The sequence below is a fragment of the Duganella sp. AC917 genome, assembly GCF_979258245.1.
In genome coordinates this window covers 532,017-555,984 of sequence record NZ_OZ409848.1, presented here as the reverse complement: position 1 = coordinate 555,984, position 23,968 = coordinate 532,017, and the positions used below count along the sequence as shown (strand labels likewise).

At 63.9% G+C, this 23,968-nt stretch carries 22 protein-coding genes; 5 read left to right on the top strand and 17 right to left on the bottom strand.

Features of this window, described 5'->3' with window-relative positions; translation table 11 throughout:
- Genes ACZ0BA_RS02475 through ACZ0BA_RS02450 form a run of 6 tightly spaced genes read right to left on the bottom strand, consistent with a single transcriptional unit; the run spans nucleotide 1 to nucleotide 6,757 of the window.
- Complete coding sequence (locus tag ACZ0BA_RS02475) at nucleotides 1-1,287, bottom strand: alanine racemase (protein WP_463449776.1); 1,287 nt, start codon at nucleotides 1,285-1,287, stop codon at nucleotides 1-3.
- A gap of 8 nt (nucleotides 1,288-1,295) precedes the next feature.
- Nucleotides 1,296-2,354 (bottom strand): ABC transporter ATP-binding protein, encoded by a 1,059-nt coding sequence (locus ACZ0BA_RS02470; RefSeq protein WP_463449775.1) that lies wholly within the window; start codon nucleotides 2,352-2,354, stop codon nucleotides 1,296-1,298.
- Nucleotides 2,351-3,373, bottom strand: a complete 1,023-nt coding sequence (locus ACZ0BA_RS02465; protein WP_463449774.1) for an ABC transporter ATP-binding protein — start codon at nucleotides 3,371-3,373, stop codon at nucleotides 2,351-2,353. Before ACZ0BA_RS02465 ends, ACZ0BA_RS02470 begins: the two co-directional genes overlap by 4 nt.
- Before the next feature lie 12 nt (nucleotides 3,374-3,385).
- Nucleotides 3,386-4,219, bottom strand: a complete 834-nt coding sequence (locus tag ACZ0BA_RS02460; RefSeq protein ID WP_463449773.1) for an ABC transporter permease — start codon at nucleotides 4,217-4,219, stop codon at nucleotides 3,386-3,388.
- A gap of 10 nt (nucleotides 4,220-4,229) precedes the next feature.
- Nucleotides 4,230-5,171, bottom strand: coding sequence for an ABC transporter permease (locus ACZ0BA_RS02455; protein ID WP_463449772.1), 942 nt, complete (start codon nucleotides 5,169-5,171; stop codon nucleotides 4,230-4,232).
- A gap of 23 nt (nucleotides 5,172-5,194) precedes the next feature.
- Nucleotides 5,195-6,757 (bottom strand): ABC transporter substrate-binding protein, encoded by a 1,563-nt coding sequence (locus ACZ0BA_RS02450; protein WP_463449771.1) that lies wholly within the window; start codon nucleotides 6,755-6,757, stop codon nucleotides 5,195-5,197.
- Nucleotides 6,758-6,922: 165 nt separating this feature from the next.
- On the opposite strand from ACZ0BA_RS02450, the gene ACZ0BA_RS02445 reads away from it, so the two are divergent.
- Nucleotides 6,923-7,315 carry a RidA family protein gene (locus ACZ0BA_RS02445; RefSeq protein ID WP_463449770.1) on the top strand — a complete coding sequence of 131 codons (393 nt, stop codon included), beginning with the start codon at nucleotides 6,923-6,925 and terminating at the stop codon, nucleotides 7,313-7,315.
- A 64-nt stretch (nucleotides 7,316-7,379) separates the two neighbouring features.
- On the opposite strand, the gene ACZ0BA_RS02440 is transcribed toward ACZ0BA_RS02445, so the two are convergent.
- The 6 genes from ACZ0BA_RS02440 to ACZ0BA_RS02415 all read right to left on the bottom strand — a co-directional run bounded on the left by ACZ0BA_RS02440 (nucleotide 7,380) and on the right by ACZ0BA_RS02415 (nucleotide 16,933).
- Entirely contained in the window at nucleotides 7,380-9,437 is a 2,058-nt protein-coding gene (locus ACZ0BA_RS02440) for a beta-N-acetylhexosaminidase (RefSeq protein WP_463449769.1), read from the bottom strand.
- Nucleotides 9,438-9,497: 60 nt separating this feature from the next.
- A complete protein-coding gene (locus ACZ0BA_RS02435; RefSeq protein ID WP_463449768.1) occupies nucleotides 9,498-12,026 on the bottom strand; it encodes a TonB-dependent receptor in 2,529 nt (842 codons plus the stop codon).
- Nucleotides 12,027-12,249: 223 nt separating this feature from the next.
- Nucleotides 12,250-13,797, bottom strand: coding sequence for a 2-isopropylmalate synthase (locus ACZ0BA_RS02430; protein ID WP_463449767.1), 1,548 nt, complete (start codon nucleotides 13,795-13,797; stop codon nucleotides 12,250-12,252).
- Nucleotides 13,798-13,868: 71 nt separating this feature from the next.
- The gene (gene pssA, locus ACZ0BA_RS02425) at nucleotides 13,869-14,741 is read right to left on the bottom strand and encodes a CDP-diacylglycerol--serine O-phosphatidyltransferase (protein WP_463449766.1); all 873 of its coding nucleotides are present in this window, start codon (nucleotides 14,739-14,741) and stop codon (nucleotides 13,869-13,871) included.
- A 104-nt stretch (nucleotides 14,742-14,845) separates the two neighbouring features.
- The gene (locus tag ACZ0BA_RS02420) at nucleotides 14,846-15,607 is read right to left on the bottom strand and encodes an SIMPL domain-containing protein (RefSeq protein ID WP_463449765.1); all 762 of its coding nucleotides are present in this window, start codon (nucleotides 15,605-15,607) and stop codon (nucleotides 14,846-14,848) included.
- 171 nt (nucleotides 15,608-15,778) lie between these two features.
- Nucleotides 15,779-16,933, bottom strand: coding sequence for an epoxide hydrolase family protein (locus ACZ0BA_RS02415; RefSeq protein WP_463449764.1), 1,155 nt, complete (start codon nucleotides 16,931-16,933; stop codon nucleotides 15,779-15,781).
- Nucleotides 16,934-17,041: 108 nt separating this feature from the next.
- Between ACZ0BA_RS02415 and ACZ0BA_RS02410 the strand changes: the two genes are divergently transcribed.
- From ACZ0BA_RS02410 to ACZ0BA_RS02395, 4 genes are all read left to right on the top strand, one after another.
- Nucleotides 17,042-17,746 carry a TetR/AcrR family transcriptional regulator gene (locus ACZ0BA_RS02410; RefSeq protein ID WP_463449763.1) on the top strand — a complete coding sequence of 235 codons (705 nt, stop codon included), beginning with the start codon at nucleotides 17,042-17,044 and terminating at the stop codon, nucleotides 17,744-17,746.
- Between the two features lie 63 nt (nucleotides 17,747-17,809).
- Nucleotides 17,810-18,703, top strand: coding sequence for a prolipoprotein diacylglyceryl transferase (locus ACZ0BA_RS02405; RefSeq protein WP_463449762.1), 894 nt, complete (start codon nucleotides 17,810-17,812; stop codon nucleotides 18,701-18,703).
- A 15-nt stretch (nucleotides 18,704-18,718) separates the two neighbouring features.
- Nucleotides 18,719-19,234, top strand: a complete 516-nt coding sequence (locus ACZ0BA_RS02400; RefSeq protein WP_463449761.1) for a YcxB family protein — start codon at nucleotides 18,719-18,721, stop codon at nucleotides 19,232-19,234.
- Nucleotides 19,235-19,240: 6 nt separating this feature from the next.
- Complete coding sequence (locus ACZ0BA_RS02395) at nucleotides 19,241-19,507, top strand: hypothetical protein (protein ID WP_463449760.1); 267 nt, start codon at nucleotides 19,241-19,243, stop codon at nucleotides 19,505-19,507.
- Nucleotides 19,508-19,665: 158 nt separating this feature from the next.
- Here ACZ0BA_RS02395 and ACZ0BA_RS02390 read toward each other — a convergent pair whose 3' ends face one another.
- The 5 genes from ACZ0BA_RS02390 to ACZ0BA_RS02370 all read right to left on the bottom strand — a co-directional run bounded on the left by ACZ0BA_RS02390 (nucleotide 19,666) and on the right by ACZ0BA_RS02370 (nucleotide 23,919).
- Nucleotides 19,666-20,082 (bottom strand): hypothetical protein, encoded by a 417-nt coding sequence (locus ACZ0BA_RS02390; protein WP_463449759.1) that lies wholly within the window; start codon nucleotides 20,080-20,082, stop codon nucleotides 19,666-19,668.
- Complete coding sequence (locus ACZ0BA_RS02385) at nucleotides 20,075-20,467, bottom strand: hypothetical protein (RefSeq protein ID WP_463449758.1); 393 nt, start codon at nucleotides 20,465-20,467, stop codon at nucleotides 20,075-20,077. Before ACZ0BA_RS02385 ends, ACZ0BA_RS02390 begins: the two co-directional genes overlap by 8 nt.
- Nucleotides 20,468-20,598: 131 nt before the next feature.
- Nucleotides 20,599-21,615: a ketol-acid reductoisomerase gene (ilvC, locus tag ACZ0BA_RS02380; RefSeq protein WP_090314506.1), complete on the bottom strand. Its 1,017-nt coding sequence runs from the start codon at nucleotides 21,613-21,615 to the stop codon at nucleotides 20,599-20,601.
- Between the two features lie 59 nt (nucleotides 21,616-21,674).
- Nucleotides 21,675-22,166, bottom strand: a complete 492-nt coding sequence (gene ilvN / locus ACZ0BA_RS02375; RefSeq protein ID WP_090314507.1) for an acetolactate synthase small subunit — start codon at nucleotides 22,164-22,166, stop codon at nucleotides 21,675-21,677.
- Between the two features lies 1 nt (nucleotide 22,167).
- Complete coding sequence (locus ACZ0BA_RS02370; protein ID WP_463449757.1) at nucleotides 22,168-23,919, bottom strand: acetolactate synthase 3 catalytic subunit; 1,752 nt, start codon at nucleotides 23,917-23,919, stop codon at nucleotides 22,168-22,170.
- Between the last annotated feature and the right edge of the window lie 49 nt (nucleotides 23,920-23,968).

The window sequence follows — 23,968 nt, the reverse complement described above, 5'->3', positions numbered from 1 at the left end:
TCAAAAGTGGGTCAAAATCGCGCCGGTAACGTCGTACCGATCGTCCACCACCGGCAGCCAGCGCCATTTATCGAACGTGGTGCAAGGATGCGAGATGCCGCAGCCTACCAGATCGCCAACGACGAGCGGTTGATCCGGCGGGTAACTCAGATACGCGTGCTGGTCGTTCATTTTGGTGATGCGCCAGTTGTCGCCCAGCGCACTGCGCACGCCGCCGGCCACACGCGCAAACGGCATCGGCCAGTCGATGTCAAACGAGGCGTCGCGTTTGCCGACCGCCAGGATGGCGCGCCCCGGCTCGGGCCGGGCCTGCACCTGGGCCCACACCTCCAGCGCCGCTTGCAGGCGCGGGCGCTGCTGCCACACCCCGCCGCTGCGCTCGACCACCAGCCGCGCGAAACGGTCGTAGAAGCCCGAATCATGGCTCAGATAGCAGCCGCTGCGCAGTATCGTTTGCACCGGCTTGGACAAGTGCATCGGCAGGCCGCGCGCCACCAGGTCGAACACTGCGGAGCCGCCGGCCGACAGGATAATGTGCGGTGTGGAGAACAGCCCGGCGGCATCGCACTCGCGCGCCACTTGCTGGACGTCGGCCATCAGCGCGGCCACCAGCGCGCTGTCGGCGGCGCTGTCGCCGGTCACCTGCAAGCCTTCGTAACACTCGACGCCGGCCAGTTCGACGCTGCCGCTGGCTGCAACGGCCCGGGCCAAGGCCAGCGCCTCGGCGCCGCCACGGCAGCCGGTCCGGCCGCCCGCCACGCCCACCTCGACCAACAGGGGCAGCGGCCGGGCGAACGGCCGGCGCGCGCCCACCCGTTCGATGATGGCCAGTTGCGCCAGCGAATCGACCAGACTATAGAGCTCAAGATCCGGATGGCGTTCGAGCAGCGTGGCGGCGTGGGCGATGTCGATTTCCGCGATCAGCTGATTGGCCAGGATCACGCGCCGCAGGCCAAGGCCCACGCACAGGCTTACCTGCTGCATGGTGGCCAGGGTCAGACCCCAGGCGCCGGCCTGCAGCTGGCGCTCGAACAGCTGCGGCGCCATGCTGGTCTTGCCGTGCGGCGCCAGCAGCACGCCGGCGGCGGCGGTGAAATCCGCCATCCAGCGCAGGTTGTGCTCGAGCGCGTCGTGCTTGAGCAGCGCCAGCGGATACGGCAGATCGCCGCGCAGCGCGTTCCAGCCGCGTGCGCCGATGTCGGCGATGCGGCACGGCGTCGCTTCGTAAGGATAGCCTTTGAGGCGGCCATCGAGCACTGTCGATTCGATATGGGTAAGTTCGAGCATGCGGTTTCCTATGCAAGTGAAAGAGTGTCGGCGCGGGCGCCGGTATGCTGCGCGGCCAGGGCACCCTCGGGCACCTCGTCGCGCAGGCAGGCGCGCCAGCGTCCCGGGGTGGTTTCGGTCAGTACCGGAACGCTGTCCGCGCACGCCGGCGCCGCGTACGGACACCGGGTGCGGAACACGCAGCCTGACGGCGGATCGGCGGGACTGGGCAAGTCGCCGGTCAGCAGGCGACGTTGCTTGAGCTGCGCGCGCACGCGCGGATCGGGGCGCGGCGCCGCCGCCAGCAGCGCCTCGGTGTAGGGATGGGCCGGAGCGGCAAACAGTTCGGCGGCGGGGGCGATTTCCATCACCTTGCCGAGGTAGAGCACCACCACCTTGTCGCACAGGTACTCGACGACGTCGAGATCGTGCGAGATAAACAGCATCGACAGATTCAGGCTCGCCTTCAGGTCCAGCAGCAGATTGATGACCTGGGCCTGGATCGATACGTCGAGGGCGGACACCGGCTCGTCGGCGACGATGAAGCGCGGCTCGACCGCCAGCGCGCGGGCGATGCCGACCCGCTGGCGCTGGCCGCCGGAGAATTCATGCGGGTAGCGCGCGGCGTGCTCCGGCCGCAGCCCCACCAGTTCCAGCAGTTGTTCGATGCGCGGTTGCCGCAACGCGCCCCGGTGCAGGCCGTGGGTATCCAGCGCCTCGCCGATCAACTGGCCGATACGCATGCGCGGATTGAGGCTGGCGTAGGGATCCTGGAAAACGATTTGCAGCTCGCGCCGCAATGCGCGCATGCGCGCGGGCGATGCCTGCAACAGCTCTTCGCCGTGATAGCGCACGCTACCCTGGCACCCCTGCTGCAAGCGCAGCAGGTTGCGACCGATGGTGCTCTTGCCGGAGCCCGATTCGCCGACCAGGCCGACCACCTCGCCCGGCATGACCGTGAAACTGACGCCGTCGACGGCGCGCACGGGCGCGTCGCGGCGCTGGCCGGGAAAGTACTTGCGCAGCTCAGTCACTTCCAATAGCGGTTGCCGCGGAACCGCAGCGGCACTGGATAAATCGTGTTTCATTGTGGGCTCCCGAGTATGCAGCGGGCGCTCTGGCCCGCGCCGAAATCGGCCAGTTCCGGCACCGCCACGCGGCAGGCCGGCTGCGCCAGCGCGCAACGCGGTTCGAAAGCGCAACCGGGCGGCGGCGCCAGCGGACTGGCCACCTGGCCGGGAATCGCGGACAGGCGCGGCCGCTCGCCGGCCACGCGCGCCGCACCACGGCCGTGGTGCTGGCCCGGCAGGCAGGCCAGCAGGCCGCGCGTGTAAGGGTGGCGCGGCTGGGCGAACAGCTGCATCACATCGCCCTGCTCCACCACGCGGCCGCTGTACATCACCGCCACGCGGTCGGCGATCTCCGCCACCACGCCCAGGTTGTGGGTAATGAACAGGATGCCGGTGCCGGTCTCGCGCTGGAGCCGCTGCAGCAACGCCAGGATCTGCGCCTGCACGGTAACGTCGAGCGCGGTGGTCGGTTCGTCGGCGATCAGCAGCGACGGCTGGCACGACAGCGCCAGCGCGATCATCACCCGCTGGCGCATGCCGCCCGATAGCTGGTGCGGATATTCGCCGAGGCGGCGCGCCGCCGCCGGGATCTCGACCATCTCCAGCATGCGCTGCGCGTGCGCCAGCGCGGCCGCGCGGCTGCTACCGAGGTGTATGCGGATGCTCTCGGCCAGCTGGTCGCCGATGGTCAGCACCGGATTGAGGCAACTCATCGGGTCCTGGAACACCATCGCGATCTCATTGCCGCGCAATTGGCGCAGCTCGCGCTGGGTCATGCGCGTCAGTTCGCACACGCTGCCGTCGCGCCGGCGGAAGCGGATGCTGCCGCCGACGATGCGTCCGGCGTCCGGCGGAATCAGGCCCATGATCGACAGGCTGCTGACCGACTTGCCGGAGCCGGATTCGCCGACCACCGCCAGCGTCTCGCCGGCGGCCAGCGAGAACGACACGTCGTCGACCGACTTGACGGTGCCGCGCGCGGTGAAAAAGTGGGTCTGTAAATGCTCGACTTCAAGCAGCGGGGTTGCACGGTTCATCAAAGTCCTCGTTCAAAGGTTCTGGCGCAGACGCGGGTCGAGCATGTCGCGCAGGCCGTCGCCGACCATTTGCAGCGACAGCGCCGCCAGCACGATGGCCAGGCCGGGGAAAAGCACCAGCCACATGGCCTGGTCAGAATAATTCTGGCCCGAGGCGATCATCGTGCCCCAGGTTGGCAGCTCGGGCGGTACGCCCAGGCCCAGGAAGGACAGCCCCGCCTCCGCCAGGATGGCGTAGGCGAAAATGAAGCTGGCCTGCACCAGTATCGGCGAGACCGTGTTGCCCAGGATGTGGACGAACAGGATGCGCCAGGTCGGCACGCCCAGCGCGCGCGCCGCCTCCACGTACAGCAGCTCGCGCACCACCAGGGTCGAGGCGCGCACGATGCGCGCCATGCGCGGCGTGTAGACGATGGCCAGCGCCAGCACCACGTTCATCAGCGAAGCGCCGAGGATGGCCAGCAGCGCGATCGCCAGCAGAATGTCGGGCAGCGCCATGAGGGCGTCGACCAAGCGCATGATAGGCGTGTCGAGCCGCGCGAAGAAGCCGGCGCACAGTCCCATCAACACGCCGCAGACGGCGGCGATGGCCACCACCAGCGCGCCCACTGCCAGCGAATAGCGCCCGCCGAACAGCACGCGGGTGAGCACGTCGCGGCCGAATTCGTCGGTGCCGAACCAGTGCGCTGCCGACGGCGCCAGCAGCCGCGCGCCGATGTTAAGCGTGTCCGGCGCGTACGGCGACAGCAGCGGCACGGCCGCCGCCAACACGGTCAGCACGCACAGCGTGACGGCGCCGAAGCGCACCAGCGGGCGTCGTAATAAAGTGGAGATGAATGCTTGCATCCAGTTTCCTTCAGTAGCGCACGCGCGGGTCGATGACCGTGTACAGCAGGTCGATCGCCAGGTTGATCAAGACGTAGATGGCGGCGATGGCCAGCAGCGCGCCCTGGATCACCGGATAATCGCGCCGCAGCACCGCCGATACCACCAGGTTGCCCACGCCGGGCAGCCCGAACACGGTTTCGGTGATCACGGCGCCGCCGATCATCAGCGCGGCGGTCAGTCCGACCACGGTGACCACCGGAATCAGCGCGTTGCGCAGCGCGTGGCGCAAAATCACCGCGCTTTCGCGCACACCCTTGGCGCGCGCCGTGCGCACGTAGTCGTCCGACAGCACGTCGAGCATCGAGGCGCGCGTGAAGCGGATGATCAGCGCCGAATTGAGCGTTCCCAGCACCAGCGCCGGCAGCAGCAGGTGGCGCAGCCGCTCGGCCAGGCCCGCATCCGGGTCGCCGTAACCGGCCACCGGCAGCCAGCCAAGCTTGACGGCGAACAGCTGGATCAGCATCAGCCCCAGCCAGAAGCTGGGAATGCTCGCGCCCAGCATCGCCAGACCGGTCGCGGCCTGGTCGACCAGGCGACCGCGCCACACCGCCGAGACGATGCCGCACGGGATACCGATCAGACAGGCCAGCGCGACGCCGAACAGGGTCAGGAAAAAGGTCGGCTCGACGCGCTCGGCAAGCGCCTCGGTGACCGGAATCTGCAGGAAGATCGATTGCCCGAGGTTGCCGCGCGCGAGCTCGCCGAGCCACAGGCCGAACTGCACCGGCAGCGGCCGGTCGAGGCCGTACTCGGCGTGCAGCCGGGCGATATCGGCCTGGGTGGCCTGGTCGCCCAGCATCACGGCGGCCGGATCGCCGGGTGTCAGCCGGGTGATGAAAAAGACCAGGGTGGCGACGATGAACAGCACCACCAGCATGCCGGCGAAGCGGCCCAATAAGTAACGCGTCATGGGAGTCATAATGACCTTAAATCCTAGTGCTGAGGTTGGGATCGCCGGCCCGGCGCGGCAAGCCGGGTATTCCAGAAGAACGGCCACGGCGCCGGCGTGTAGCCGTCCAGGCTGGCGCTGGCGGCGGTCAGGCTGTTGAAGGTGCCAAGCTTGATATAGGGCAGCTCGGTGTACAGCAGCGACTGCACCCCGCCCCACAGCGCGGCCCGGGCCGCCGGATCGGCCTCGCGCACGAAGCGGCCGATGATGGCGTCCTTGGCCGGGCCGTGCCAGCCGCCCGGCGCGCCGTCGCCCAGCTGCGGAGGACTGAGCATCGGTTCCGGCAGGAAGGCCGAATGGGTCAGGTACATGTCCCACAGCGACATGTCGTTGCGGCGCGCGATCAAACTGGCCCACTCGACCACTTGCAGGTCGACCTGGAAGCCGGCGCGGCGCAGCTGGTCGGCCATCACCAGCGCCATACGATAGTGGAACTCGTACTGCTTGCTGGTCATGAACTTCAGCGTCTGCCCCCGGTAGCCTGCGCGCGCGGCCAGCTGGCGCGCCCTGGCCGGGTCGGCCTGGCTATAGGCGCCGGTACCGTCGGTCGCATAGAACGGCGAACCCCGGGGGAAATGGTTGGCCTCGGCGCTGTAGAAGCGGGCGTCGCCGAAACCGGCGGCCAGCACCTGGCGCAGGTCGAGGGCGGTGTTGACGGCCTGGCGCATGGCGACGCTGGCCAGCGGTCCCTGCCCGGCATTCAGCACCAGGTAAGGAAAGCCGAACGGCGCGGTGATCAGCGGGCGCAGCGCAGGCTCGCGCGCCAGGCGCGGATAGGCCTCGACCGGCAGCAGATCGGCGAAATGGTATTGCCCCGACAACGCGCCCAGCACCCGCGTATTGGCGTTGGGCACAGGAATGAAACGCAGCTCGGCCAGCAGCGCCTGGCGCCGGCCGGCGTAGCCACTGGGCGGCTCGGCCCGCGCCTGGTAGCCGTCGTAGCGCTTGAGCACGACGTAGCGGTCCGACTTGCGCTGCGCGAAGCGATACGGGCCGGTGCCGACGAACTGCCTGAGCGGCACGCCGATCACTTCCTTGGGCATGATGGCGGCAAAGCCGGTCGGCAAGGCCAGTTGCGCCAGCAGCGGCGCGTAAGGCTGGCGCAACAGCAATTCCACGTGGTACGGTCCGGTCGCGCGGACGGCCAGCACCTCGGCGCTGGTGGTCTTGCCGCGCGGCGTCATATCAAGCCAGCGGCGCAGCGAGGCAACCACGTCGTCCGCCTCCATCGCCTTGCCGTTGTGGAAGCGCACGCCCTGCCTGAGTGTGATGGTGACCCGCTTGCCGTCAGCGGAGATCTCCGGCAGCGACGTCGCCAGCATCGGCGCGATGCGCCAGTCGGCGTCGAAGGTGTACAGCGGCTCGTAGACGTGCTGCATGATGACGCCGACCAGGTCGGCGGTCGACGCCATCGGGTCGAGCGTCTGCGGCTCGCCGACCATCGCCAGGTTGACGGCGCCGCCCGCCGGAGCGGCGCGCACGGTTGCCATCATCGACAGCATTAACAACGCGACCAGCCACCGCCGCCAGGATGAATAAAATCTCATTTATTTAATCTCATGTATTCATGCTCTATATAAAACCCGATATTAAATATAGGCGAAACAAAACCCGGATTTAATATCTGAATAAATTTCCGATATTTAATTCCAATGCCGTTTATTATGAAATATAATAAATTTCCATTCACCGTTTTAGATAAGGAGCTTTCTATGGCATTTGCAGAATATCTGGGTAACGAACGCAATGGCGCCGGCGGACAGGCGCTGCCATTCTCGCCCGCCGTACGCGCCGGCGACTTTGTATATATCTCCGGCCAGGTGGCGATGGGCGACAACGGCGAGATCGTCCCCGGCGGCATCGAGGCGCAAACACGCCGCACCATGGAGAACGTCAAGCAGGCGCTGAGTCTCGGCGGCTGCGGTCTCGACGACGTCATCAAATGCACGATCTGGCTCGACGATCCGCGCGACTTCTGGTCGTTCAACCGCATCTATGCCGAATACTTCCCGAACAACAAACCTGCGCGCTCGACCACCCAAGCCAAGCTGATGGTCGACGCCAAGATCGAAATCGAAGCGATCGCCTACCGCCCGCAGGGCTGATCCGACGACGGCCCGCCGCCATAGCGGCCGGGCCGCAAACACCGGGGCGCGCACGGCCGGCAAACTAGCGCCCCGCCACTGGCGAACGACTTGCCAGCAATTGGGCCACCGCGTCCACCACCTGCAACTCAGTGCCGGCCGCCGGCAGCCTGGCGGCGGCGATGGCCGCGCTGGCGGCCTCGCGCCCGGCGGCGTCGAGTCCGGTGCCGCCGTCCAGCAGCGCCAGCGCGGTCTCGGCAAGCGCCTTCAGCCGTTGTGACAGCGCCGCCACCGGCTTCAACTGCGGCGAGGCGCGCACCAGCGCCGGCATGCGGGCGTCGTTGGCGATCCACAGCGCCAGCATGGATCGCAAGCGGTCGCGCTCGGCGCCGTCGCCATCGGCCAGATAACGCCGCATGGACTCGTTGAAGCGACGCGCGTCGCGCGGGTCGCGGTTGGCGGCGTCGGCAAAGCCGGACAGCGGCGAGGTGACAAAATGCACATCGTGATTCTGGTTGCGCCCGCGACCCTTGAGCGGCGCCGCCACGTCGAGCAACACGTGCAGCGGCGCCGGATCGCCAGCACCGCCGGCCATGCTGCGGGCGATCACTTCCCTGCTGCTCAGATGGGTCAACCCGAGTTCCTCGAGACGAACGCTGGTCAGCTCGAGACGGCGGTACATATCGTCCAGGTCGCGCACGTGCGCGGGCGACCACAGGCGCTCGGCGATGGCGGCCGTCACGGGCCAGATGCGCGAATCGACGTTTTGCGCGTTGACCATTTCGCTCCACATGGTCGCTTCGCCGCCCAGGATGCGGCGCAACTGGTCGGCGGGCAGATCCTTCCCTTCCGGCAGGACCGGATCGGCCAGATAATGTTCCGCGACCGGGTGCATCAAATCGATATAAAAACCTTTGGACATCAGCGCGGAATATCCCATGCCCGTGGTTTTGAATAAGGAAGCTTTATCGAGCCAGATCTGCACCAGCGCCGACGATGGCAATCCCGGATTAAGGATTTCCTCCCATCCGATGATTTTCCGCTGTTGCCGGTCGGTGCTCTTAAACAGGCGCCGATTAAAATACGCCTGCAACGCGTGATTATCGGCGATGCCGTTTTTCCTCATGAACGCCTGAATCGCCGGATTCTCGCGCCAATCCTTGCCGTCACGGTTTTCGTCGCCGCCGATATGCACGTATTCGTCGGGGAACAGCGGCAGGATCTCGGCAAAGAAGCGGTCGAGGAAGCGGTAGGTGGTGTCGCGCGTCGGGTCCATCACCGGATCGGCGACGCCGAACGCCGTCCACGGCACATAGCGTTCGCCGGGTCGGCTGCCCAGTTCCGGATAGCCGGCCAGCCAGGAGGTGGCGTGGGTCGGCACGTCGAATTCCGGCACCACGCGGATGCCGCGCTCGGCCGCGTAGGCGACGATCTTGCGGATGTCGGCGTGGGTGAAATACTCACCGTTGGAGAACTGCTGCAGTTTCGGGAACGTTTTGCTCTCGATACGGAAGCCCTGGTTGTCGGTCAGGTGCAAGTGCAGCACGTTCATCTTGACCGCCGCCATGGCGTCGATGTTGCGGGTGATGACCTCGACCGGCATGAAGTGGCGCGCCACGTCGACCATCAGGCCGCGCCAGACGAAACGCGGCGTGTCGCGGATGTCGATGTGGGGGAAATAATAGCCGTCGGCGTCGTTCGTCATCAGTTGCAGCAGCGTTTCGAGGCCGTGCAAAGCGCCGAGATCGGTCGGGGCGCGCAGCACGATGCCCGCATCATCGACGCGCAAGGTATAGGACTCATCCTCGCCGCTGGTGAGCGCACCGACGCGGCCGACTTCGATCCGCAGCGTGGCGCCCGGCTTGACGCCGGTCGCCGGCATACCCTCGGTGAAGAACAGCTGCGCGCGGCCGTCGAGCCGGCGCAACAGGCGCGTGGCGCCCGCATACAGGCGCGGCGTGGCGGGCGCGGCGAAGCCGATGCTGAACGAGCGGTCGAGACGCAGCGCGCCGGGCGCGGTTTGCCATTGCGCCGGCACCGGCATCAGGTTCAGGGTGGGCGCCGGTTGTGCGGACGCCGGCGCCAGCAGCGCCAACCAGCCGCAGGCGGCGGCCAAGGTCAGTTTCAATAAGTGATAACGCATTGTTCCCCTCATACTATGAAGGCGGCCCCGCGTCGGCGCCGCCTGACCTGCTCGCCGCCGTCAGAAGCGGTACATCGCCGAGAACTGCCATTGGCGACCGAACAGCGGACGTCCGATCACGACGTTGTCGCCATTGGTGCCGTGGACGTTACCTTCGGTCAGACCCAGCTCGTTGGCCAGATTGTTGCCAGTCAGACGGAACTCGAGCTTGCTGCCCACCGTCAGGATCACCCCCGCGTCCACCGTGTGGTAACTCGGCAGCACTTGCAGGTTTTGCTGGTCCGAGAAGCGCGAGCCAACCTGCGTATAGGTGCCGTACAGGCGCAGCGAGGCGTCCTCGAACGGGATGTTATAGCTCGGCGTGACACGGAACTGGCTCTTCGGCTGGCGGATCAGCGTGTTGCCGCTGATGCCGGGATAGGCGACCGGGTCGTAGTTGTAATACTCCGACTTTTGCACGTTGCCGGTCATTGCCAGCTGGAAGTTGCGGAACGGGCGCAGCGCCAGTTCGTACTCGATGCCGCGCGCTTTGGTGTTGCCAGTCGTGTTGCCGACCACGCCGTTGACCGTGGTCTGGCTCAGGAAGTAATTGGCGAAGTCGTTCTTGAACAAGGTGACGTAGGCGCTGTAGTACGGAGTGGCGGTCTTGAAGCCGACCTCGAACTGGCGCACGTGGGTGACCGGTGGCGGTGAGGCCGGATCGGTACCGCGCAGTTGCGCCGAGTCCGGCGTGGCGCCGCCATAGCTCTCGTTGGCGAACACGCTCATGTCACGCCCCAACTTGTACATCCCGCCGAACTGGAATGCCCGCACGTTGAAGGTGTCGTTGTACGACTTGGTGGAGGTGGTCACGGCCGAGAAATCGCGCATGCCGGCGTTGTAGACGTTGAGCGCGTTGGTGCCGAGCGTGGTGATGCCGGCCGTCTTGATCGCGGCGTCGAGATTGGTGTGCTCGAGGCGCGCGCCAAAGTTGACGGTGGCCTTGTCGTTGATGGCCCACTCGTCGTGGACGAAGCCGGCGACCACGTCGGAGCTGCCGTTGACCGTGATCAGCTGCCCCGGGCCGCTGAAGTATCCGTTGCTGCTCAACACCGCGCCGTTGTCGAGCGTGAGGTTGATCGGGCGGCCCTGGTGGGCCACTTCCTGCAGGAACAGGTTGCCGCTGTTGTAGCGGTTGAAGTTGGAAAAACTGGAGAAGTAGACGCCGGCGGTCAAGGTGTGGCCGGCAACGACCTCCTTGGTGGCCTGGAACTGATTCGAGAACGAGTGGAAATCGTGGTTACCGATCTGCATCGAGTTCTGGATCACCTGCTGGTTCGGGTCGACCGCCAGGCCGCTGTCGACATAGGTCGCCAGGCCGGACGTGGCCAGCTTGCCGCCGGCGGCCGCCACCACCGTCGGCTTGGCGTTGGTGGCGGCGATCTGGCTGCGGATGAAGTCGCCCATGGTCACCGGCACGTTGCCGGCCACCACCGCGATGATCGGCGAGTTGGCGTCCAGATAGCTGGCCTTGTCGCTGAGGGCCCAGCCGTTGACCTTCTGGTTGAAGTCGAAGCCGACCAGGGTTGCTTTCAGGCCGCGCCCGCGTTCGAGGTCGTCGGTCATGCCGCCCGGCGGCGCGATCTGGCGGATCAGGTTGCTCTGGAAGGTGGCGGTGAGCGGATCGAAGCCCGGATACGGGCTGATTTTATGCGTCACCGGGTCCTGGTAGACCGGCACGCCGGTAAAGGCGGAGTCGTTCTCGTCGGTGCTGCGCACGTACACGGTCAGGCTGCCGTCCTGCAACTTGCGGGTCAACGTGGCGCTGACCTGGCCGCCGACGACGGCCGGGAAGCCGGAGTCGCGCACGCCGTGGCTGGTCTGGTAGTAGCCGCCCAGCGTGCCGTTCCAACCGTCGGCGATCTTGCCGCCGTAGTAGAAATCGGCCCGGCGGGTCTGGCCGGTGCCGACCGTGGCGCGGATGCTGCCCTCGGGCTCGTCGCCGCCGGTTTTCAGGATCCAGTCCATCGTGGCGCCGAACTGCCCGTTCGACAACAGCGGGCTGGGGCCCCCACGCAAGACTTCGACGCGCTCGATGGTGTCGTCGCGGCGGAACAGGCCGTCATTGGTCAGCAGCGAAGCCTTGGGGAAGATCGGCGCCCCGTTGACCGACATCGTGATGTAAGGCATAGACCCGGACGACGGGAAGCCGCGAATCTGCACGTTGGCGCCGGACGCGCCGGCGGTCGATTCGACGTAGATGCCAGGAACGATCTTGAGCAGGTCGGCGGTGCCGGTGGTGTTGGCCTGCTTGATCTGTTCCTCGGTGGCGGTGGTGATCGAGAAGGCCGTGTCGAGCTTGCGCTTGGCGCCGCCGCCGGCCACGCCGGTGACCACCACCTGCTGGACTTCCGATTTGACGGCGGCTTCCTGCGCGTTTGGTGGTTGCGGCTGGGTCTGCGTCTGGGGCTGGGATTGTGGCTGGGGTTGCGACTCTTGTTGTGACGCCGCCGGCTCTACGGTGGCGCTTTGCTGTGCGTGGGCCTGCGCGGCCAAGGTCTGGATGGCCAGCATGATCGACGACAGCAAAAACTTGTTGGTGTTGGTCATTTGCTTCCTCTGGATTTCGGCCGACTCGACTAACCTGGCCAATTTGTTGTGGAGATCAAAGATTACTACAACAAGCTCGACTATTCCACTATTCCGTTTGCTATTCCGTAATTGTGTAGTGTTAACACATCAACCATATTAAAGTGCTTTCCGGAACTAACTAAAACCGGGGCAAAAAAAAGCTCCCCGCGAGGGGAGCCTGGTCAGCAAGAAGGCGACGTCGTCAGGGTTGCGGGTTCACCCGCTCGATCTTCGAGTGCAGCTTGTTCAGCGCCGACAGGTATGCCTTGGCCGAGGCGACGATGATGTCCGGATCGGCGCCGACGCCGTTGACGATGCGGCCCTCCTTCGACAGCCGCATCGTCACCTCGCCCTGCGACTGGGTGCCGGTGCTGATGGCGTTGACCGAGAACAGCACCAGTTCGGCGCCGCTGCCCACTTCCGATTCGATGGCGTTGACGGTGGCGTCGACCGGGCCGTCGCCCTTGCCCTCCGAGGTGTGCTCTTCGCCGTCGATGAAGAACACAACCCTGGCGTTGGGCGTCTCTCCGGTGTTCGATTGTTGCGACAGCGACGCGAAGCGATAGAACTCGCTCTCCTGCGACTGCTGTTCGTCCGAGACCAGTGCCAGGATGTCCTCGTCGAAGATGTCGGACTTGCGGTCGGCCAGCTCCTTGAAGCGAATGAAGGCGGCGTTGACTTCGGCCTCCGATTCCAGGTCGATGCCCAGCTCCTGCAAGCGCTGCTTGAAGGCGTTGCGGCCGGACAGCTTGCCCAGCACGATCTTGGTGGCGGCCCAGCCGACATCCTCGGCGCGCATGATCTCGTAGGTCTCGCGCGATTTGAGCATGCCGTCCTGGTGGATGCCGGAGGCGTGCGCGAACGCGTTGGCGCCCACCACGGCCTTGTTGGGCTGCACGGCGAAGCCGGTGATCTGCGACACCAGCTTCGACGCCGCCACGATCTGCGTGGTGTCGATGCCCACTTCCAGGTTGTAGTAGCCGCCGCGCGTGCGCAGCGCCATCACCACCTCCTCCAGCGCGGTATTGCCGGCGCGTTCACCGAGGCCGTTGATGGTGCACTCGATCTGGCGCGCGCCGCCGATCATCACGCCGGCCAGCGAATTGGCCACCGCCAGCCCAAGGTCGTTGTGGCAGTGGACCGACCACACGGCCTTGTCGGAGTTGGGAATGCGTTCGCGCAGGCGCCGGATGGTTTCGCCGAAGATCTCCGGCACCGCATAGCCGACGGTGTCCGGGAAGTTGATCGTGGTGGCGCCTTCGGCGATCACGCCTTCCAGCACGCGGCACAGGAAATCCTCGTCCGAGCGACTGCCGTCCTCCGGGCTGAATTCGATATCGTCGGTGTGATGACGGGCGAAGCGCACCGCGTTGCGGGCCTGCTCCAGCACCTGCTCCGGCAGCATGCGCAGCTTCATCTCCATGTGCAATTTGGAGGTGGCGATAAAGGTGTGGATGCGTTTGCGCTCGGCCGGGGCCAGCGCCTCCGCGGCGCGGGCGATATCGCGGTCGTTGGCGCGCGAGAGCGAGCAGATGGTCGATTCGCGCACCACCGAGGCGATCGCCTTGATCGATTCGAAGTCGCCTTGCGAGGCGGCGGCGAAACCGGCTTCGATGACATCGACCCGCAAGCGCTCGAGCTGCTTGGCGATGCGGACCTTTTCATCCTTGGTCATCGACGCTCCGGGCGATTGCTCGCCGTCGCGCAAGGTGGTGTCGAAGATGATCAGGCGGTTGGATGAGTTGTTCATAGTAGCTCCGTTGCTGTGGCTGCGTTGCTTGAAAATGCTCAGGGCCTACCGCCCGTGTGTTGAGACCCCGTTTAGCGACGTTCGCTCGGGTCGTCGCTGTCGATCTCGGTCTGGATCAGGCTCACCGGCTTGCCCTTGGCAAGCCGCCACACCAGCACCGCGTAACCGGACAGGCCATACGCGATAAAGATCGGGAACAGCACTTTCGGCGGATCGATCGACACCAGCGCGAACACCAGGGCGATCAGGAACACGGCGATGAACGGCACCGATTTGCGGAAGTTGATGTCCTTGAAGCTGTAGAACGGCACATTGGTCACCATCGACAGGCCGGCAAAGATGGCGATGCCCCACGAGATCCAGCGCAACTCCAGGCCGGAGACTTCCTGGTCGACCATCAGCAGGATGAAGCCGGCCAACAGCGCGGCGGCCGACGGCGACGGCAGACCCTGGAAGAAGCGCTTGTCGACCACCTCGATATTGGTGTTGAAGCGTGCCAGGCGCAGCGCGGCGCCGGCGCAGTAGACGAAGGCGGCGATCCAGCCCAGCTTGCCGAGCCCGCGCAGCGACCATTCGTACATCACCAGCGCCGGCGCGGCGCCGAAGGAGACCATGTCCGACAGGCTGTCGTACTGGGCGCCGAATTCGCTTTGGGTATTGGTCAGGCGGGCCACGCGGCCGTCCAGGCCGTCGAGCACCATGGCGATGAAGATCGCCCAGGCCGAGTGTTCGAATTTCTGGTTCATCGCCATGACGATGGCGTAGAAGCCGCAGAACAGCGCGGCGGTGGTGAAGGCGTTCGGCAGCAGGTAAATCCCCCGGTGACGCGGCCGGTCGAGGCCCTCTCCCCTGGCGCGGCGCGCAAACCGGCTGAAGCGCGACGTCTTGGGCAGTTTGGCTTGAGCGGCGACGTTTTTAGCGCGGCGGCGGGGAAAGTTCGGCATAGGGTTCCATTCTCATTATGTGGTCTTGCTGCGCCATCATTATAGAGGAGCCGACAATAAAAAAGGGGGATGGCGCCCCATCCCCCTATTCTGCACAAGTTTGCTTATTTGAAGCGCACTTTGCCGACCAGATGCATCTGCAGGGTGGTTTCACCCGGCTCGAAGCTCGGCTCGGCGATCTCGGCGCTGTCAGCCATCTTGGCGCGCATCATCATCGGCGCCGGCGCCTGGGCGCGCTCCTGCGCGTAATTGCCCGAACCTTCGAAGTCGACCGTATCGAGCACGGCGTCGCCGACCTTGCGGCCCATGGCGTTGGCGATCGAGTTGATGCGCTCGTTGAGGTTTTTATAGGTCGCGGCGATGCGCTCGTCGTCGAGCTTTTTGGTGGTTTCCGGCGTCAGGCCGAACTGCAGGCCGTTCAGCGTCAGCACCTTTTGGGCGGCGGCCACGGTTTTCGGCAGCTTGTCGAGGCTGGTGGTGGTCACTTCCAGATACTGGCCCACGCGCCAGGCGGTTGGCAGGCGCTGCTTCGGCATCTGGCCGTTCGGCAGCGGACGGTCCTCCGGATAGACCGGATAGGTGTAATAGCCCTGCGTCTTGAGCTTGGCTTGCGGATCGGCGGCCTTGACGAGGTCGACGCCCTGCTTCATCTTCTGGTTCACGCGCGAGGCGGCGGCGGCTTTGTCCTTGTCCTGCTCTTCGACCGCCAAGGTAGCAACGACCTGATCATTGACGTGTTTGACTTCGCCAAAGGCCGGGACCACGACCAGCGTGCCGGTGGTCGGCAGCGCGTCGGCCGGCGCGGCGTGCGCGGCAAGTGCGAAGGAAACGGCGGCGGCTGCGGCGAGATTTTTCATTACGGTCATTGCGGACTCCAAAGTTGAGATTACGACAAGCCGAACTCTACCTGAATTTAACCGGGAGACCTGTAAGACATGGTGAGTGTTTGTAACATTTCCCAAAATCACTGGAACCATGGCCGGAAAGCCTGATCCCGCGTTGTGCCGGTTCGGCGCGCGGGATCGAATGCTATTTATCTAGCGAGCAAATTTGAAGGCCGCACGCACTTCGTTCACAAAATGCGCCGGCTGCTCCATCGCCGCGAAATGTCCGCCTTGTTCCAGCTCGTGGAAATGGACGAGATTGGCAAATCGCCTTTCCGCCCAACGCCGCGACAAACGCAACTGCTCGCCGGGGAACATGCTGATCGCCGCCGGCGTCTGCATGGGCGCGTTGGGCATGCCACCACGCTGCATGGCCTGCATGTTTTCCCAATACAGCCGCGCCGAGCTCGCGCCCGTGTTCGGTAGCCAATACATCATGATGTCGTCGATCATCTCATCGAGGTCGAGTACTTGCTCGGCGTTGCCGTCGCTGTCGGAGACATCCTGGAACAGCGCATAGATCCAGGCGGCAAGTCCGACCGGCGAATCGGCCAGGCCGAAGCCCACCGACTGCGGCCGCGTACTCTGCAGCTTGAAGTAGCCCGAGTATTGCTGGTCGTAGCGCTGGGCGTCGTCGAGCATGCGCTGCTCGGCCGGCGTCGCTTCCGCCCGTTCCTGTTCGGTGGGCTGGAACATCACCATGTTCAGATGAACGCCAACCAGCCCCGGGGGCGCCTTGTAGCCTAACGTCGTGGTGATGGCCGCGCCCCAGTCGCCGCCCTGCGCGGCCCAGCGGTCGTAGCCGAGGCGCCGCATCAATTCGGTCCAGGCGTCGGCGATGCGATTGATATCCCAGCCGGTGGCGGTTGGCTTGTCCGAAAAGCCGAACCCCGGCAGCGACGGGATCACGAGATGAAACGCATCACTTGCCTGCCCGCCGTGCGCCACCGGATCGGTCAACGGACCGATCACATCGCGGAACTCCAGCACCGAACCGGGCCAGCCGTGCGTCAGCAACAGCGGTACGGCATTCGGTTCCGGCGAGCGCACGTGGAGAAAGTGGATGTTCAAGCCATCGATCTCGGTACGGTACTGGCCGAAGCCGTTCAACAACGCTTCACAGCGGCGCCAGTCATAGCCGTTTTGCCAACGCTCGACCAGCGCCTGCAGCTTGGCCAGACGCGGCCCCTGGCTGTTGTCTGCAACAGTTTCGGCGTCCGGCCAGCGGGTGCCGGCGAGGCGCCGGCCAAGGTCGTCGAGCTCGACGTCGGGGATCGACAAATGAAACGGGTGGATGGCTGTGGACATGAGGTTTCCTAGTTGTGCTACGCTGGCAACCGGCGCAAGCTGGTAAATAAATAAACTGAACTGGCAAGTCTAGTTTAACAGCTTTCTTTCAAATTTGTACATTGATTCATGTTGAAGAGGACGGGTGTGGAGTCGGAAGTAGAACAAAAACCAGAACAAAAGCGCGGGCGCGGCGGTCGACCGCCGGCTGGCCGCGAGAGCGATGTCGAAGCGCGCCTGCTGGCTGCCGCGACAAAATTGTTCCTGGAACGGGGCTACGAGGGAACCAGTTGCGATCAGGTCGCGCTGGACGCACGCGCAGGCAAAGCCAGCATTTATGCGCGCTACGCCAATAAACAGGCGCTGTTTTCGGCGGTGGTCGACGCCATGCTGGCGCGCTCGTTCGCGCAGGACGACGTCGCAGCCGAAAAGCCGCTGCGCGAACGCTTGACGGCGGTGGGACTGCGCGTGCTGGCCGATGCGCTGCATCCGGATGCTGTCGCGTTATTGCGGCTGGTCGTGGCGGAATTGCCGCGCTTTTCCCAAGGTGGCCTGCGAGCCAACCAGCTCGTCTGGCAGCCGGGTGTGCGCCGGGTGGCGACAGCGATTGCCCTGCGCGATCCTTCCCGCATCGACGCCGCTATCGCGACTGCCGAACATTTCATCGACATAGCAGTCATGCCGGCAGTCATGCGCGCCATGTTGGGCGAGCCGACCGAACAACTATTGGCGGCTGGTCCGAACCGGATTGCCGACGCCATCGTTGTTCTGACGGCGACCGGCGCGCTGGACGACTGGACCGAGAACCATGGCCCAGTGTCCGGCAATGATTAACCGCAGCCATGAAGAAGAGTCAGACATGATGTTTTCACGCGCCGAAAGACTTCAGGGACCGACATGTCATATCCATTTCTAAGCGACGTGGTCAGGGACTGGACCGGCTACGACGTTCCTCTGCCATTGGCCACCTTTGGACTTTTCGTCGCGCTCGGCGCAGTGGTGGCGGGAGCGTGCTTTCACGCCGAACTGAGCCGTCTGTACGCGGCCCGCAAGATCCGTGGCGCCTGGGTGGACGGCGCCGAAGTGCCGCCGCAGCAAGTGGTTGGCGACTTCATGGTGGTGGTGATGATCGCGGGCGTGGTCGGCGCGCGGCTGTTTCATATTCTGGAGCATACGGGCCAGTTCATAGCCGATCCGATGAGCATGATCTTCACGCGCTCGGGGTTGAGTATTTTCGGCGGACTGATCGTCGGAACCATCGCCGGCATGGCGTGCGTGCGGCGCTGGCGCCTGCCGGTGCGCCCGCTGCTCGACGCGGCCGCGCCGGCCATGATGATCGGCTATGCGATCGGACGCATCGGCTGCCAAGTGTCGGGCGATGGCGACTGGGGAACGGTGGCCAACATGGCGTTGAAGCCCGACTGGTTGCCGACGTGGTTTTGGGCGCAAACCTACGACAACAACATCTTCGGCGAGTTGATCGCCGCACCCGGTGTCTACCCGGCGCCGATCTATGAGACGGCGATGGCGGCGGTATGCTTCCTGGTGCTGTGGGCGTTGCGCCGGCATCCGTTCCGCACCGGCTGGCTGTTTTCGGTGTACCTGATCCTGGCCGGCGCCGAGCGCTTGCTGATCGAACAGATCCGCGTCAATCCGGTGCTGGATTTTCTTGGCGTGCGCGCCACGCAGGCGGAGCTGATCGCCGTCGTGCTGATCGTGCTGGGACTGGTCGGAGCGGTGTTGCTAGGTCAACGCCGTGCCGCCGACGCCAAGCAGCTCAAGCCAGGCTAAGAGAGGAACTGAACTATGTGGTTTAGCCACCCCAAGCCCTTCATCACCAGAGCGGTCGCCATGCAGATGGCCGAGCAGAAAAAACTGCCGCCACCCGATACGACAACCATCATGATCGAGCATGAGGACGTGGCCATGCCCGAGTTACGGCAGCGCTCTGAGACAACGGACGGGGGCGACGCGCCAATCCGCATCAATGTAGCGCTTCGGTTGCGTGAGTATCTGGATTTTCGATGGGCGAGCGCCCAATCGAAGAGAAACAGGATGCGCTTGACGGACAAGCTCACAGGCACGCTTTGGTATTACCTGCGCGCGCGCCATGCGCCGGCGAGCGCGATTGACATTGACGAGCAGCAGATTCGGCTGACAGGCGTTGAAGGCACGTCGGTCTGGAGCTGGCGGGAGGTGCGCGAAGTTCGTCCCTACTCCACCGGCTATTTGCTGCGTCTGGCAGACACATCGATACCGATCCCCTATCGCCTGTTGAATGCCGGTCAACGCGCCCGCTTCAGGGCGATCATGCGAAAGTAGGTCGCCATGGCGCTGGATTTTGCCGGTCAGGTGGTGGTGCGCATACTGCTGGAGGTAATTTGCTACGGCACCGGACGGGTAATCATTCCGGCCCTGTCATTGGGCAGGGCGCGCGTCGACAAGTGGAACGCGCGCAGATACCTCACAACATTTAAATTGTGGTGGCGCGAAGACGGCCAGGTGGTGATCAGCGGCGAAACCGCCGCATTCATCGGCTTTGTGTTCTGGATCGCTGTTGTAGTCGCCTACAACGTTCATCGGTCGGTCGGCTGAATCGTTCTTATGCGCGCCGACCTCGCTTGAAGCTGACCCCTCAGCTTCTACAATATTCTGGTGCTCTTCAACGCTGTCCACATCGTCGCATCATCAGTATGAGGAAAGCCAAGCCGGCTCTGGCCAGCTCTTCCCGATGCGCCTGCTTGTCACCTGGCCTACGTGATGGCTAAGTCCTGCCGGGCGGCCTCCCCGCTCTTGAACAGCAACCATCCCACCAGCGCCAGCACGACCATGACGATAAAGCCGGTGAAGTAGTCATTCACCGGCATCGATGCGCTTTCTGGAAACATGTTGAGGAACTCGTCGCTCATCAGCATGCACGCGATCGTCACGATCATCACAACATTGCAAGCCGAGGTGGAGAGCAGCACCACGCCGGCGTCGCGCTTCCAGTGACGAAAGCGGGTGAACGCCAGTCCTATACCCAGTGCAATCAGCCCGGGCAGCGACGTCCCGGCCAGTATGAGGACTTTTGCAACTCCGGGCAGCCCGCTGAAAAAAGCCATCACGCTGACGACGCTGAACAGGAACCCGGCGATGACGTGAAAAACGATACTCAATACCTTAAGCATTGATGGCCGCTTGCTGTTGCGAGAAGAAGGCGTTGGCTTTCGGGCGATACAGGAAGAAGGCAATGATCGCGACGATGAGCGCGCCCGGTATCAGCATCAGCTTCAGCGGCGACGTCGCCAGGCCGATCACCAGGCCCAGCACGCTCCACGCGATGTACAGCGTGCGTCCCCACGCCCACCCCTTCAACATCGCCACGCCCGACGCCACGGAGATTGCCAGGCCGACGTACAACATCACGTACTGTACGGATAACGGCAACAGGTTCTTGGCCATCAGCTCTTGCGCGACTGGATTGTCGAGGCTGGTGTAACTGGTGACAACGGAAATGAGCGCGGTCGCGATCAGGAACCAGGCGATGATGGAGACGGAGGTGGGACGTTTCATAGTTGGCCGACAAAGTTTATAGTCGGACAATCATACTCGTATGAAACTCCGGAAAATACGCACATTCTCACCAATGCTGCCGTCAACGCAAAAAAGCCGGCTTGCGCCGGCTTTTGTCACGAAGATAAAGCTTAGTTCTTCGATTGGTCGACCATCTTGTTCTTGGCGATCCAAGGCATCATGGCGCGCAGCTTGGCGCCGACTTCTTCGATCGGATGCTCGGCGGTCAGGCGACGACGCGAGATCAAGGTCGGTGCGCCGGCCTTGTTTTCCAGGATGAAGGACTTGGCGTACTCGCCGGTCTGGATGTCTTTCAGGCACTGACGCATCGCGTCCTTGGTGGCCGACGTTACAACCTTAGGACCGGTCACGTACTCGCCGTATTCGGCGTTGTTCGAGATCGAGTAGTTCATGTTGGCGATGCCGCCTTCATAGATCAGGTCGACGATCAGCTTCAGCTCGTGCAGGCACTCGAAGTACGCCATTTCCGGTGCATAACCAGCTTCGGTCAGCGTTTCGAAACCGGCTTTGATCAGCTCGACGGCGCCGCCGCACAGCACGGCCTGTTCGCCGAACAGGTCGGTTTCGGTTTCTTCGCGGAAGTTGGTCTCGATGATGCCGGCGCGGCCGCCGCCGTTGGCCGACGCGTAAGACAGCGCGATGTCACGGGCGATGCCGGACTTGTCCTGGTACACGGCGACCAGGTGCGGCACGCCGCCACCCTGGGTGTAGGTGGCGCGCACGGTGTGGCCAGGGGCCTTCGGTGCGACCATGATCACGTCCAGGTCGGCGCGTGGCACGACTTGGCCGTAGTGCACGTTGAAGCCGTGGGCGAAGGCCAGCACCGCGCCCTGCTTGGCGTTCGGCGCGACGTTTTCGTTGTAGACCTGGGCAATGTTCTCGTCCGGCAGCAAGATCATGATGACGTCGGCGGCCTTGATAGCGTCGTTCACTTCAGCGACCTTCAGGCCGGCTTTCTCGACCTTGTTCCACGAGGCGCCGCCCTTACGCAGGCCGACGGTGACGTTGACGCCCGAATCGCTCAGATTCTGTGCGTGCGCGTGACCCTGCGAGCCGTAGCCGATGATGGCGACGTTTTTGCCCTTGATCAGGGAGATGTCGGCGTCTTTGTCGTAGAAAACTTTCATGATAATTCCTTAGTATTTTTTAAATGAGGTAACAGCGTACGTTTTGGAGCCGTACAAACTTAAACTTTGAGGATGCGTTCGCCGCGTCCGATGCCGGAACCGCCGGTACGTACCGTCTCCAGGATGGAGGCGCGATCGATCGAGTCGATGAACGCGTCGAGCTTGCTCTTGGCGCCGGTCAGTTCGATCGTGTAGGTTTTCTCGGTGACGTCGATGATGCGGCCGCGGAAGATGTCCGCCGTCCGTTTCATCTCTTCCCGTTCCTTGCCGACCGCGCGCACCTTGATGAGCATGAGCTCGCGTTCGATGTGCTGACCCTCGGTCAGGTCCACCACTTTCACCACCTCGATCAGGCGGTTCAGGTGCTTGGTGATCTGCTCGATGATGTCGTCCGAGCCGCTGGTGACGATGGTCATGCGCGACAGGGTCGGATCTTCGGTCGGGGCCACGGTCAACGTTTCGATGTTGTAGCCGCGCGCCGAGAACAGCCCGACGACGCGGGACAGCGCGCCGGCTTCGTTTTCCAGCAATACAGAGATAATGTGTCGCATGTTATAAGTCCTCCGAACCCAGCAGCATTTCAGAGAGGCCCTTGCCCGCTTTCACCATCGGCCAGACGTTTTCCGACTGATCGGTGATGAAGTTCATGAACACCAGCTTGTCCTTCATGCCAAAGGCGTCGCGCAGCGCGCCGTCGACGTCGCCCGGTTTCTCGATGCGCATGCCGACGTGGCCGTAGGCCTCGGCCAGCTTCTCGAAGTTCGGCAGCGAGTCCATGTAGGACTCGGAATAGCGCGAACCATAGTCGATCTGCTGCCACTGGCGCACCATGCCCAGGAAGCGGTTGTTCAACATGATGATCTTCGGCGTCAGATGGTATTGCTTGCAGGTGGCGAGCTCCTGGATGCACATCTGGATCGAGCCTTCGCCGGTGATGCAGGCGACGGTGGCGTCCGGGTTGGCCATCTGCACGCCCATGGCGTACGGCAGGCCCACGCCCATCGTGCCCAGGCCGCCGGAGTTGATCCAGCGCTTAGGTTTGTCGAACGGATAGTACTGGGCGGCCCACATCTGGTGCTGGCCGACGTCGGAGGTGATGAAGGCGTCGCCCTTGGTCACTTCCCAGACCTTCTGCACTACCGATTGCGGCTTGATGACCAGGTCCGACGAGGCGAACTTCAGGCAGTCTTTGCCGCGCCATTCGTTGATCTGCTTCCACCAGTCCTTGACGGCCGGCGCGTTCGGCCTGGCGTCGGTCGCGTCCAGCTGGGCCAGGAACTCGATCAGCACGTCCTTGACGTTGCCGACGATCGGGATGTCGACCTTGACGCGCTTGGAGATCGACGATGGATCGATGTCCACGTGGATGATCTTGCGCGGGTGCGAGGCGAAGTGCTTCGGGTTGCCGATCACGCGGTCGTCGAAGCGGGCGCCGATGGCGATCAGGACGTCGCAGTGCTGCATCGCCATGTTCGCTTCGTAAGTGCCGTGCATGCCGGGCATGCCGACGAAATGCTCGCTCGAGGCCTTGTAGGCGCCCAGGCCCATCAGGGTGTTGGTGACCGGGAAGCCGAGCTTGTCGACCAGCTTGTTCAGCTCGGGCGAGGCATTGGCCAGGATCACGCCGCCGCCGGTGTAGATCATCGGACGTTCGGCTTGCAACAGCAGCTGGACCGCCTTGCGGATCTGGCCCGAGTGGCCCTTGTCGACCGGTTTGTACGAACGCATCTCGACCTCTTTCGGGTACGAGTACGTCGTCTTGTGCATCGAGATGTCCTTCGGGATGTCGACCAGCACGGGGCCTGGACGGCCGGTGCGGGCGATGAAGAAGGCTTTCTTGACGGTTTCCGCCAAATCCTTGACGTCTTTGACGAGGAAATTGTGCTTGACCACGGGGCGGGTGATGCCGACCGTGTCGCATTCCTGGAAGGCATCCTGGCCGATGGCGTGGCTAGGCACCTGGCCCGAGATCACGACCATGGGAATGGAATCCATGTAAGCGGTGGAAAGGCCGGTGACGGCATTGGTGACACCCGGACCGGACGTGACCAGCGCGACGCCAACCTTGTTCGAACTGCGCGAGTACGCGTCGGCGGCGTGGACCGCGGCCTGCTCGTGACGCACCAGCACGTGTTGGAATTTGTCTTGCTTGAAGATGGCGTCGTAGATATACAGCACGGCTCCGCCGGGATAGCCGAAGACGTGTTCCACGCCCTCTTCCGCCAGGCAGCGCACGAGTATTTCCGCGCCGGTGAGTTGACCGTTTTGGCCACCAGATTGTTGTGACGATGCTTCGGTGTTCATGAAACATTCCTTTCAAGGTCCATTGGAGATTGATCGGATGCTCTTCCCT